14 protein-coding genes are annotated in these 11234 nt (G+C 37.1%); all 14 read right to left on the bottom strand.

Going from position 1 to position 11234, the window contains the following annotated elements:
• Window positions 1–6: 6 nt before the first annotated feature.
• The 14 genes from JKA74_RS09690 to JKA74_RS09625 all read right to left on the bottom strand — a co-directional run bounded on the left by JKA74_RS09690 (window position 7) and on the right by JKA74_RS09625 (window position 11019).
• Entirely contained in the window at window positions 7–975 is a 969-nt protein-coding gene (locus tag JKA74_RS09690) for a beta-ketoacyl synthase chain length factor (RefSeq protein ID WP_201430980.1), read from the bottom strand.
• A gap of 7 nt (window positions 976–982) precedes the next feature.
• Entirely contained in the window at window positions 983–2164 is a 1182-nt protein-coding gene (locus JKA74_RS09685) for a beta-ketoacyl-[acyl-carrier-protein] synthase family protein (RefSeq protein ID WP_201430979.1), read from the bottom strand.
• 66 nt (window positions 2165–2230) lie between these two features.
• Window positions 2231–2386 (bottom strand): hypothetical protein, encoded by a 156-nt coding sequence (locus JKA74_RS09680; protein ID WP_201430978.1) that lies wholly within the window; start codon window positions 2384–2386, stop codon window positions 2231–2233.
• A 156-nt stretch (window positions 2387–2542) separates the two neighbouring features.
• Complete coding sequence (locus JKA74_RS09675; RefSeq protein ID WP_201430977.1) at window positions 2543–3181, bottom strand: 4'-phosphopantetheinyl transferase family protein; 639 nt, start codon at window positions 3179–3181, stop codon at window positions 2543–2545.
• 9 nt (window positions 3182–3190) lie between these two features.
• Window positions 3191–3490 carry a phosphopantetheine-binding protein gene (locus JKA74_RS09670; protein WP_317193586.1) on the bottom strand — a complete coding sequence of 100 codons (300 nt, stop codon included), beginning with the start codon at window positions 3488–3490 and terminating at the stop codon, window positions 3191–3193.
• Window positions 3471–4091 (bottom strand): hypothetical protein, encoded by a 621-nt coding sequence (locus tag JKA74_RS09665; RefSeq protein ID WP_201430975.1) that lies wholly within the window; start codon window positions 4089–4091, stop codon window positions 3471–3473. Before JKA74_RS09665 ends, JKA74_RS09670 begins: the two co-directional genes overlap by 20 nt.
• 3 nt (window positions 4092–4094) lie before the next feature.
• Window positions 4095–5252 carry a beta-ketoacyl synthase N-terminal-like domain-containing protein gene (locus JKA74_RS09660; RefSeq protein ID WP_201430974.1) on the bottom strand — a complete coding sequence of 386 codons (1158 nt, stop codon included), beginning with the start codon at window positions 5250–5252 and terminating at the stop codon, window positions 4095–4097.
• Window positions 5228–5644, bottom strand: a complete 417-nt coding sequence (locus JKA74_RS09655; protein ID WP_201430973.1) for an acyl-CoA thioesterase — start codon at window positions 5642–5644, stop codon at window positions 5228–5230. Before JKA74_RS09655 ends, JKA74_RS09660 begins: the two co-directional genes overlap by 25 nt.
• Window positions 5622–5861 (bottom strand): hypothetical protein, encoded by a 240-nt coding sequence (locus JKA74_RS09650; protein WP_201430972.1) that lies wholly within the window; start codon window positions 5859–5861, stop codon window positions 5622–5624. The genes JKA74_RS09655 and JKA74_RS09650 overlap by 23 nt, the downstream gene beginning before the upstream one ends.
• On the bottom strand, window positions 5858–6853 hold the full coding sequence (locus tag JKA74_RS09645; RefSeq protein ID WP_201430971.1) for an ATP-grasp domain-containing protein: 996 nt from the start codon (window positions 6851–6853) through the stop codon (window positions 5858–5860). Before JKA74_RS09645 ends, JKA74_RS09650 begins: the two co-directional genes overlap by 4 nt.
• Window positions 6854–6859: 6 nt before the next feature.
• On the bottom strand, window positions 6860–7495 hold the full coding sequence (locus JKA74_RS09640; protein WP_201430970.1) for a tetratricopeptide repeat protein: 636 nt from the start codon (window positions 7493–7495) through the stop codon (window positions 6860–6862).
• A gap of 30 nt (window positions 7496–7525) precedes the next feature.
• A complete protein-coding gene (gene fabG / locus JKA74_RS09635) occupies window positions 7526–8281 on the bottom strand; it encodes a 3-oxoacyl-ACP reductase FabG (protein WP_201430969.1) in 756 nt (251 codons plus the stop codon).
• Window positions 8238–9845 carry an HAL/PAL/TAL family ammonia-lyase gene (locus tag JKA74_RS09630; protein ID WP_201430968.1) on the bottom strand — a complete coding sequence of 536 codons (1608 nt, stop codon included), beginning with the start codon at window positions 9843–9845 and terminating at the stop codon, window positions 8238–8240. The genes fabG and JKA74_RS09630 overlap by 44 nt, the downstream gene beginning before the upstream one ends.
• 7 nt (window positions 9846–9852) lie before the next feature.
• Complete coding sequence (locus tag JKA74_RS09625; RefSeq protein ID WP_201430967.1) at window positions 9853–11019, bottom strand: LpxL/LpxP family acyltransferase; 1167 nt, start codon at window positions 11017–11019, stop codon at window positions 9853–9855.
• Between the last annotated feature and the right edge of the window lie 215 nt (window positions 11020–11234).

Below are 11234 nucleotides of genomic sequence, written 5' to 3'. Positions count from 1 at the left end.
ATTTCACTATTTTATTAATTCAATGAGTACATAGCTAAGGTAGGTTTGGTCAAACTGATTGATGACCAAAATATGACTGACTTCAGGATCAATACTTACCGGAGTTTCTTCCCTGCTGGTCCCCAACCACATTCCGAAGCTGGTACTCGTAGGAAATTCACCACAATAATCTTTGTAGTAAATCAGCTGATTAATATCTTCTAATTGCTCCATAATAGGAGCGAAAAATTCTTTTGTTTCTTCATCCTCAGACTCACAGCCTAACAAAATACCTAAATTTGAAAGAGAGATATTTTCTTTGCTTAATGAGGCTTTAATTTCATTCTTGAGCATATCACTATCATTCTTCAGAAAAGACTTATGTGCTAAGATCTTACCCAATGAACCTGCATTACTCTGCGATGACAGATGAAAGAATGCTCCTCCCTCCCCTAGTTTGGGAATCTTAGTTTCAGGAGCAGTTAATGATTTGGAAATAGTATGACTATGAACCAGGTTATATTTTTGCTCAGATAAAATATCCACACCTCCAATGAGTACCTGATGATCAGGAGATTCATTCAGCAACAACATGCTATCTGTCAGAACATTTTCAAAAGCCGCTCCTTTGTTAATATGTGTGATGGTATAGCCATTACACTTCAAAGCTATTGCAATATGGCTGGTTAATGTCGAATGCAGGGATTGAATAAATAAAGAGGGAGATTTTGGTTTTTCCATCACAATGCTTTCCAGGAATTGATCCGATGAGTCTGCACCTCCAAAACCAGTTCCCAGCACTATCGCATCAAAATTAATATCACCGGAAGAGCGGTTACAGTTAAGTGCCCCAAATAGTCCGATTTTATTAATCTTGTTCATTCTTCTAATTTGATTTTCATTATAGAAGCTGGAAAAGTCCATACCCATTACCTGAAATGCCTGCGCATCGCTGGACCATTCGGTGTTGACAAGAAAAGCCTGTTGAATATACATTTTGAGCTTATTTAGAGTATAATAAAGATGAACAGTAACCGCCCATACCTGCTGCATTGGTTAATACATGATTGATTTCCTTGTCTTCGGGTGCGGAAACAGGCATCATCTGGTGTTCCGGCATTGTTTCCTCAAAATTGACATTTGGAATTAAAAAGCTATTGTTCATAGCCAGTATGGACAATATAGACTCAATCACTCCTGCCGCAGCCAATGTATGTCCTGTCATTGATTTCGTAGAACTAAATGAAAGTGGGTGATTATTAAATATTTTTTTGATTGCTATGCCTTCTGTAAGGTCGTTATTAGGTGTGGCTGTGCCGTGGGCATTCAGATAGCCAATATCTTCAGGGTTACAATTGGTCATTTCCATGGCCTTTTGCATTGCCAATTGAATTCCTTGCCCCTCAGGAGAGGAAGAAGAAATATGATGGAAATCATTTGTAAGGCCATATCCTGAAAGCTGACATAGTGCTTTTGATTGCCTTTTTTTAATTGCTGATTCTGACTCAAGACATATAAATCCTGCTCCTTCTCCCAGATTTATTCCTTTTCTATTTCTATCAAATGGTTTACATACTCCATCCGTCAGTAGGCAGAGCGAGTTAAATCCGTGGATGGTTGAATAACTTAATGCATCCGAGCCGCCAACAATAACCTGATCAAGCATCCCTCCTTTAATTAATCTTGCCCCATATGCAATGGCATGGGCAGAGGAAGAACATGCTGTGTTAATTGTTGAAATATTTTGTGTGATACCTAGTGCACTGCTAATAGCCATGGCATTGTAGGTAATGTCATTAGACTTAAAGAAATTAGGTGTGCTAGTTCCTGAAAGGTAATTTTTGTAATGTTTTTCTGTTAAGGATGCTCCTCCAACAGTTGTAGAGAATACAAGCCCAACTCTATTGTTCTTGTCAACCTCAATATTTGATTGTTTTAAAGCTTCCCGGGCCGCTATAATACCCAATGATAGGGTGCGATTGGAAAGTCCTTCATTAAATTCCGAGTTCTCTACTAATTCCTCAGTTGAAAATGGAACTTCTCCAAAGTGCTTTTCTGACCAAATACCTTCCTGATCGGATGACTTTGTTATGAAAGAACGATTCATCTTTAAAGATTTAATAGTCGCATCTTTCCCAACTCCCAATGCCGAAATAATACCCATGCCAGTTACATACACTTTCATTTTATGCTCATTTTAGTTTTAAAAAGAAAACTAAGGGCACCCAAAAAGTAGGTGCCCGTAGTAAAATTATTCAGCAACCTGAACTTCAACAGATCCGAAGTCACAAAGTAAGCTAGCAGCAGCTTCTTCAGACAACTGAAGTTGAACCATTTCTAGTCTTTCTTCTAATTCTACCATTGCTAGACCTTCTTGTAATTTTTCTGTGTTTCTTAAATTATTCATTGTATTAAAATTTATTTTTTTTGCCTACTCTGGTTTAGGTTTTCAGCTTTCCCTAACTAATTTAAATTGCATCGATGACTTTAAATTAATGTTTATGATCAAATCCTTTTACTAAGGTTTGATACTAATTTCTTATGAATCTTCAATTGATTTTTTCTATACATATTCTCCCCGGAGGCTTAGGATTTCTTCTGTTAACAGAAGGTCTACCTCCAGCGGATAGGCTATTGCCAAGGCATACTCATCTTCCATTATTATTCCCTGGCATTGAAACCTTGGGAAATGAACAAATTTGAAAAAGACTATGCCATCTTTAATTTGAATCGACTTTACCGTATAGATGGAAACATCTACTGTAAAACCAAGCCTGATTGCTTTGGATAAGGCCTCTTTGGTTGCCCATAAAAGTGTTTCCAAAGCGGGTTGATAAAATTTATCATGAGCCTGTATCAAGCTTCTTTCCCCATCAGTAAAATAACATTTGTAATCCCTGGGCTTAATTTTTTCAATATCCAGCCCAATGGGGATACATGCATTTGTTACTATTACACCGGTTATCGATGATGAATGGGAAACTGATGCCTGATAAGATGATTCACTTTCATGAATCAGCAACGGGTCTCCAAAAAAACCTTTCTCTACTCTAATTCCCTGTGCTTTGGGGGAAATCTGCTTCAACCCATAAGCTAAAAGTGCTTTGCTTTCTTGCATTTCATTGTAAGAAATACAGAGGATTGCAGAAAAGGAACTTCTATTGTGCCCGATTGAGATAGGGAAAGATTTCCTGGCTTGCATGCCCGTTTTTTAGCTTACCGCACTTACCTGGTTCTTTTCAATAAACTCTGCCAGTGTCCTAATTGACACAAAGTGATCAGAAAGATCTTCAGGGTTATTTACCAGGATTCCATAATGTTGTTCGAGAAGAACTACAATTTCCAATGCATCGATTGAGTCCAAACCCAGTCCCTCATTGAAAATAGGAGAATCGTTGTCGATACTTTCGGGAGTAAGACCCACTAAATTGATTTGGTCAATAATTTGTTGTTTCAGATTGTTAAGTAAATTTTCCATTTTTTTGTGATTTTTAGTGAAAGTATAATTGATTTATTTGCTCGCCTAATTGATGATTATTGAATGAATCAGGTGTTAAAAAGAAAAAGAAATTATTGATATTGTCAGGATTCACTTCGGCCCATCCGATCAAACAGCCTTCCAGCACACCGGTTTCAAATAAAAACCTTACCTCATCCAAAATGGGTTCGAGATCGAATTCTTCACTTATGAAGAAAAAATTTTCTCCCAGAAGTTTTTGTTTGATGCATATTTCCCCAATCAAAATATTGGGCAGTGTATATGTAAATAAAGAAGGTTTTGGTTGGTATATTTTTTCTCTAGTACAATAGTATTCCTTTGAATAGGGAAAGTCCGAAACAAGGCTTGATGAATTGTTTTGCACTATTAGCCCAAGTTTATCCGGATCATAATCCACTTCATAATTTTTAGGAAGGGAGAGCAATGCACTCAATACACCTGATTGACAGAGTTCATTCATCTTATAATACTTAGGATATTCCACCTTCATCTTTTCATAAAGACTTTGAAGAAAATTCGTATCAGCAGATGTAGTGCCATCCCAATTGAACTCCGGGTATTGGCTCGACTTTATCATTCCTGATTTTATTACTGAGTAATTGAATGTTTCCATTTTTTATGCCTCTGCTTTTTGAAATCGTATGACCGCATTGCAACCGCCAAAACCGGCTCCCATTTTAATAAATGATCTTAATTCTCGTTCCTCAGGCCGCCTGACCATGTTAAGATAGTCGTCTGTGCCAAGTTTGTTGAGTCCCAATGATGGGATTAATAGATTCTGCAACATTCCCTGAATGCAGATTATGCTTTCTACTATTCCACAGGCTCCTAAAGTATGTCCAAAATACCGTTTCAGGCTATGAATTGGAGTATTCTGGAGACCTGAGCGGGTGATTGCCCGCGCTTCCATGGCATCATTAAACTTTGTTCCTGTGCCATGGGCCGAAATAAAGTCTGAGGTAGATGCTCCGTGTTTTGAAACCAATTTCCTAAGGATGGTATGCAAACCCTCTCCATTTCTATGTGGAGCTGAGATGTGTGTACCATCATTTGAAGTAAATCCATCAGACAAAATAATTTGTTCCGGATAACTGCTTAGAGAAGCATCCGCTGAAATGATGATTGTGCCGGCCCCTTCTCCCAGATTAATTCCATCCCTGTCATTATCAAAAGGCTTGCAATAAGAACTACTGAGCGCCTTAAGAGATCTAAATCCTGATAAGGTAAAAGCTGATACAATATCTGCTCCCGTAACAATCACATGTTTGTACTTCCCGCACATTATCATTCTCATTCCGTGGATTAACCCCAGCAGGCTTGATGTACAGGCATTGCTGATAACTATAGGCTTATGAGGTATTCCAAAATATGTGGAGAGCTTGCTGGCCAGCCTGAACAAATACATTTCGTTTGATTGTTGTGAAAATGTTTTTTCCGGTTCCAGCAAGTCAATATTTCCTTTAGTAGTACATATTATGAAGCCTGTATCTTCAGTATCTAACTTCCTTGGCAGCTTAGCAATTGAATTTTTAATCGATTGCTTAGCCATTGCCTCCAGTCGGGAAGAACCCTCGTAAGACAAACTCGGATCATCCGAAAATTGAGAAACATAGGTTGTTTCAGGGAAATCAAATCGCTGCCCTTCCTTAATCGATGAAACACCATCTTTAACCTCCTTAAAAACTTGTTGGGTATCGCTTCCCAAGGGAATATACAGACCGTCCGAAACAGTAAATACCTGGTGCATTTTCATACGTTCTGATTTTCTTTCCATGCTTTAAAGAATGGTGGATCAATAATCTGGAGCTTATCATTCAAGTCTAAAAACACTTGTTCTGAGTATCCAGTACACATTAATTCCTGTTCCTGATTTTGTATTGTATAGTCAAAACACAATTTGGCTGCCTTGCTATATTTATAAAAGATGTTCACCGTCAGCAAATCACCATAACGAATGGCTTTTTTGTATTTTAGGTCTACTGTAATAATAGGCATCACATAACCTAAATCCCTCACCGAGAGGTAATCAAAGCCGAATTTTCTTCCAAACTCTTCCCTGACATCCTCAAAATACTTTAGATAGTTTCCGTGCCATACAATAGACAGTGAGTCAACTTCACTAAACCTTATTGGAACATCCAGGCTAACTTTTAGATTGTTTTTCATTGGTTAAGGAAAAATTAAATGTTAAGTCAGAAATGGGTTTGTAAAGGGTCTCTTTTTGAAATAAAGTCGCAAAATGTAGCGCACTTGTAGAAAACCGATCTGAACTCCTGAACTCCTTAATATCTTTTAAAGGGATTGCCTGAATAAATTTATACCCCAGAGGCAATTTTTCCATATCAAAATAAGCTGTCAAATCTGTATCTTCTTCCTGTTTCATGCTATTTTCATTTGACTACTCCTATCGTTTTGGACCAGCCAGTTGGCTATTTCCCGTTCGATGTAGTAATTACATTTTTTTGATTCGAAGAGATACTGTCCTACCGGATTAACTTCGAGGAAAAAAAACTCATCTCTTTCACATTTTGCCAGATCAATACAGCCGCTATTTAAATTAGCTAACCGCATAAATTCATTTACCATTTCAGCAACAGATTCCGGCAAAGTATAAGGACTATGAACCAATTTACTTTCATCCTGAGTCCGTCTATCATCACTGCTTTCTTCTTCTGAAGATTCTATTTTTGTGGCAAATAATTTACCGGCTAAAAAGAATACCCTTATTTCATAATCTATCTTAAGCTTATCCTGAATTAAGGACGGAAAAAAGAAATCCGGTAATTCATCCAGTATGTTGGCTTCTATCGTTTTTGCAAATTGGATAAAGGTTAAGTTGCCCGCTTGTAGCAAACGCCTTGCTCCTTCCGATATAGGCTTTGTAATTGAGCTTTTTTTTCGGAAATTCACTGTTTCTTTAATTACTTGCTTACTGTTAGTAACAGAGGTAGCAGGGACCCGAAAACCAGCCTGCTGAGCAAGGTTAAGATTCAATAATTTATTAGTGTAAAACCTTTCTGGAGGTGGTAGCCAAAGCTTGTCCTTTAATATGTGGCAGATATAGTCGAAAATGGTAGACAACTCTGCCTGGAGATTCAGTGAAAGGCTGTCTTTTAAATCCGCATGTTTAGCTTCTTTATAGCCTATCTTCCTATCATCTTTGAACCTTCGATACCAAACTACATTTACCTCTTTACCAAGGTCAATGCCTTTGTAATATATCTTAGAATTATTTACGTCAATATGAAATGATTCTTCCCGGAAAAACAGGCTATCCAGCGTTACCTTGATAAAGTTGGCTTTGTGAAATAAAAGCCAGTCAATTACCGGATCAGTACCTTGTTCAAAATTTTCATATCCAAGAATTAAAATCATATTCTTTTAATTGCAATTGGTTTTAATCAGAATGTCTGTCAGGTTAGCTCCCCACCTTGGGTCTATACCATCTTTAGAATTTTGCACTGCAAAAACATTTTTAGATTTTTCCAAATGAGCGCATGAAGTCTCTTTATCTCCCCCAAAAAATTCCGGAGTATAGTAGTAATACTGTGAATAAATCAAATGCGCCCTTGGATTCTTAGGATTAATAGCAAGTGCTTCATTCAAAAATTCTTTCGTCATGGTACTATATTTTGGTCCGCGGGTCATGGGATCCAAACTGGTTTTCATAAAGGCAATCCGCCCCATTATGGCAAGAATTTCCGAGTTACTTGTATAATCCTCTACCTCTTTACACAAACTCATTGCCTTGTCCAAATACTCATCAATTTTGTCCGGATCTTGAGAAAACGTGGAGAGTCTAATGTTGCAATAAGCAGCATAATACTTAGGTAACCATTCTTCCTTTTCCATTTCTGAAACTCTGTAGAAGCCATTCAGTAAGTCAACAAACATGGGTTGTTTATTAGCGGTATCTAAACCTTTGACTAAAGAGTTCATTTCAGTGTTGAATTTACTTTCTTGAGCGACACCCACCACAGGGAGTAATACGATTAATAAAATGATTAATTTTTTCATGGTTATGTTGTTTTGTTAATTGATAAAAATTTAGTTTCTATGACTGAAGGATCCATCACCGCCATCTACAATAAAGGTTTCACCTGTTATATAGGAAGCTTTGGGAGAACTCAGGAAATAGACAAGTGATGCAACTTCTTCAGGCTCTCCAAATCTTTTTACACTGATGTCATGCGTATAATTTTCTTCTTTTATTTGTTCTGTCATCTCGGTTCGAATAAAGCCTGGCACCACTACATTGGCTGTTATTCCTTTTTTGGCCACTTCCCTGGAAAGAGACTTTGAAGCACCTATGAGTGCAGCTTTAGAGGCTGCATAATTCCCCTGGCCCTCTTTGCCTTTAATTCCGGACATTGATGAAATGGTTACTATCCTTCCATATTTATTTAAAAGCATATTTTTCAAAACTTTTCTGGTTACATAGAAGAATCCATTCAGATTGGTGCTAATCACATCTTCCCACTCTTCATCACTCATGAAAATCATGAGCTTGTCCTTTCTTATTCCTGCATTATTTACAAGTATTTCAATAAAGTTTTCAGTGTTGCTTTCAATCCACCCTCCCAAAATATCATTCACTTCATTTTTATTGGAGATGTCAAACCTTAAGGCTACAGCCTCCTGGCCTTTCTCTCTTATTAGTTGGGCTACTTCTTCTGCTTCTTTCGCACTTTTGTTGTAATTGACGATAACATTATATCCTTCATCTGCCAATTCAAGTGCGATGGCTTTGCCAATCCCTTTAGATGCTCCTGTTACCAGGGCAAATCTCTTCTTCTTGTTCATAGTTGATTTCATTTTTAAATTCAGTATCAACCAACTCTCTATTGAGGTTCAATAAATACTCATTTACAATTTTCAAATGATCGCTTAATATTTGGTCTTCTGTAAAAACAGGAACTAAGCTTCTGATTTTTCTAAATATGGCATTTGATTTAGCCGACAGCTCATTTCGAATTTTCAAATAACTAATGCCTTGGGTGATAGCTAATGCGAGCACCGATACTACCTGATAGGTGTTTTCGATGACTTTCTTAGCGAGTAGTGCTGAGTTAAAACCCATACTTACTACATCCTGATTATCGTTATTAGATGGGATGTTGTGCAAGTACATCGGAAATGATAAGGTAAGATTCTCCGCTGTTGTAGAAGTAGCAACAAACTGGCTTCCCTGCATTCCTAAATTGAGCCCAAGTGTTCCCAGGTTTAGGAAAGGCGGCAATATCTGGTTTAACTTATCATTCATTAAGAAATTCAGTTGACGTTCACTAAGAACAGATAGCTTGGCTACAGCAATTTTAAGCTTGTCCATTTCAAAAGAAATGTAGTCACCATGGAAGTTACCTCCATGGAACACCTCATTCTGAGCATCATCCACTATAGGATTATCACTCACCGAGTTGATTTCATTATGGATAATTTCTTCTGCTTTTTCAATTGTTTCGTGAATGGGGCCTAAAATCTGGGGCACACATCGTATGGAATAATATTCCTGCACCTTGGTTTTAATATGTCGGGTGCCATTTTCTCCATGAAAAGCTTCAGTAGCCCTTTTTCTAATTAAGCTACTTCCTTCAAGATGGCTCCTTAGTTTGAAAGCGATATCATTCTGACCTTTATGGGGTTTTACTTTATTTAAACTTTCCGAATAATGATCATCAAATGACTCCACCATTTCCATGATCATAGCAGAAGAAGACAAGCTCCAGTTGAGAAGATTTTTGGCGTTCAATAAGTTAATTACACCAAGTCCTGTCATAGCAGAAGTTCCATTCAGAATAGCCAGCCCTTCTCTTGACTGAATTTGTATTGGGTTTAGGTTGTGCATAGTCATTACATCAATAATAGGATAGTCTTTGCCTTTATATCGGCATTTACCCTCACCTATTAAGCCTAAAGCCAAATGTGCAAGTTGTATCAAATCCCCGCTTGCACCTACTCCTCCATGGTCGTAGATGTGGGGATATATTTCAAGATTGATCAGTTCGGCTAAAAGCTGCACTGTCTCTGGTGAGATGCCAGAGTATCCCTGCGATAAAGATATGAGCCTGGCGAGCATTACGCTTCTGCTGGTTTGTTCATCAAGAACAGACCCCATACCTGTACTGTGGCTCCTTATTAAATTATATTGAAGGTCAACTTGCTCATTTTCATTTATTTTGAATTGTGCCATTGGACCCAATCCTGTATTAATTCCATAAATGACTTTCCCTTTGCTAAAAGATTTCAAGAATGAGAAGTTTTCGGTCATTCTGTTTATTGTGCTTTCGGCAATAAGAATAGGATCTTTAGTGAATATTACTTTATAAAAATCTTCGCTATTGTATTTCTTACCAGTTGAAATGATCATAATAATTTTATTTTGAGGATACAAAAACTCTTTTCTTCAATATTTTAGATAGAACATCTATCGGTAAAAGCTGCCTTAGGCGGCTTATATTGCTTTTCTCGTATTCCAGAGACTTTAAAACATTATAGGTGAGAGATGAAATTTTGAATCTGTCCATAGAGCTTTTCTGAATGACATAACAACTTGTTTCATCTTGATAAAATCCAAAGTCATCTTCATTAAAATGAAGAACGGAATTGACGGTCAATAACTTTTTAGGTTTGAACTTCTGTCTGAAGTAATTCCAATATTTTAAGTAAGGGTGCTCCTCTGCAGGGGCAAGTATTAAGTGCAAAACATCCCAAACTTCCCATTGTGCCGGATCCTTTTTAACAAAGGTTTCCAATTCTGAATAAATCCGGGAGACACAATTTTCAATTGCTTCTTCCTTCGGCAAATCCTTTTCCAGTCTGATCTGTGAGGAGAAAAATACATTTACGCTTTTGTCTTCTTCTCTTTTAGCTACTATCGGAATAATTGGAGTGTTCATTTTATAGGCTAATTCCAACACCCCGGTTCTCGTAAATATCTTTTCATTCAGGAAACTGATCTTTCTTAGCTTTTCAGTGTCATTAACTTTAGTTGTGCCGTTTCCTCCATCAATAAATACCAATATATTCTTTCCGCTTTTTAATGCCTGTAGCATTTGTAAAAGGACTTGAAAACCACTGGATTTAATAGTATCTGATTTCTGGGAGAAGTCTTTTGTCTTTACATCTCTTTTAAACTGCACTAAATCTTCAATCATATTCTCCTCTACAGCTACAGTTACAAATTCAATCCCCTTTTTCTTCAACATGAATGGAATTAAATTATAAGCACCGTAATGGAACCCGCAAAAAATAAATGGGCCTTGATTAGCGTCATTCGAAAAAGTAATGTCTCCGGATGCCTGTATATTTTCAAGGAGAATGTTAAATTCAGTCTTTTGATCTATTTCTCTCCATTTTTGATATAAAACAGTATCTTTATAAAATTCAACATCAGATGAATGATCTATGGATGAGAGAACTTTCTGTTTATTGATAGATGTAAAAAGAAATGCTTTTCTTTCTTTTTCAGAAATTATACTTTCGTCTATCCTGCTTTTAAGGGTCGATAAAGTATCCAGATATTCTTGTTTAGTTACTATCATTGCTGTCGAGATATAGCTTCGCTGAGGTCAGCCCCATCGCTGTCTTTTTAAACAATTTATATTTTCTCTCTTATCAGGAGCGGAAACCAAACTATGAAGTAAGGAAACAACTACTGATTAAAACCTTTAATTAAACTCACTGCCTGCTTATGCTTCGTGGACTGTTGATACAATCAAAAATCCCATCTTCATAACTGTAAAGAATTAATGATCAA

This window comes from Marivirga aurantiaca, assembly GCF_016679925.1.
Taxonomy (GTDB): Bacteria; Bacteroidota; Bacteroidia; order Cytophagales; family Cyclobacteriaceae; genus Marivirga; species Marivirga aurantiaca.
This window is presented reverse-complemented; position numbering and strand designations above follow the sequence as displayed.

What these genes read in the sequence shown, in the direction of transcription:
- JKA74_RS09660 (WP_201430974.1), bottom strand. Translation starts at nt 5,252, where the DNA reads ATGGAAAGAAAATCAGAACGTATGAAAATGCACCAGGTATTTACTGTT.
- JKA74_RS09680 (WP_201430978.1), bottom strand. Translation starts at nt 2,386, where the DNA reads ATGAATAATTTAAGAAACACAGAAAAATTACAAGAAGGTCTAGCAATG.
- JKA74_RS09625 (WP_201430967.1), bottom strand. Translation starts at nt 11,019, where the DNA reads ATGATAGTAACTAAACAAGAATATCTGGATACTTTATCGACCCTTAAA.
- JKA74_RS09630 (WP_201430968.1), bottom strand. Translation starts at nt 9,845, where the DNA reads ATGATCATTTCAACTGGTAAGAAATACAATAGCGAAGATTTTTATAAA.
- JKA74_RS09685 (WP_201430979.1), bottom strand. Translation starts at nt 2,164, where the DNA reads ATGAAAGTGTATGTAACTGGCATGGGTATTATTTCGGCATTGGGAGTT.
- JKA74_RS09645 (WP_201430971.1), bottom strand. Translation starts at nt 6,853, where the DNA reads ATGATTTTAATTCTTGGATATGAAAATTTTGAACAAGGTACTGATCCG.
- JKA74_RS09665 (WP_201430975.1), bottom strand. Translation starts at nt 4,091, where the DNA reads ATGGAAACATTCAATTACTCAGTAATAAAATCAGGAATGATAAAGTCG.
- JKA74_RS09640 (WP_201430970.1), bottom strand. Translation starts at nt 7,495, where the DNA reads ATGAAAAAATTAATCATTTTATTAATCGTATTACTCCCTGTGGTGGGT.
- JKA74_RS09690 (WP_201430980.1), bottom strand. Translation starts at nt 975, where the DNA reads ATGTATATTCAACAGGCTTTTCTTGTCAACACCGAATGGTCCAGCGAT.
- JKA74_RS09655 (WP_201430973.1), bottom strand. Translation starts at nt 5,644, where the DNA reads ATGAAAAACAATCTAAAAGTTAGCCTGGATGTTCCAATAAGGTTTAGT.
- JKA74_RS09650 (WP_201430972.1), bottom strand. Translation starts at nt 5,861, where the DNA reads ATGAAACAGGAAGAAGATACAGATTTGACAGCTTATTTTGATATGGAA.
- fabG (WP_201430969.1), bottom strand. Translation starts at nt 8,281, where the DNA reads ATGAACAAGAAGAAGAGATTTGCCCTGGTAACAGGAGCATCTAAAGGG.
- JKA74_RS09675 (WP_201430977.1), bottom strand. Translation starts at nt 3,181, where the DNA reads ATGCAAGCCAGGAAATCTTTCCCTATCTCAATCGGGCACAATAGAAGT.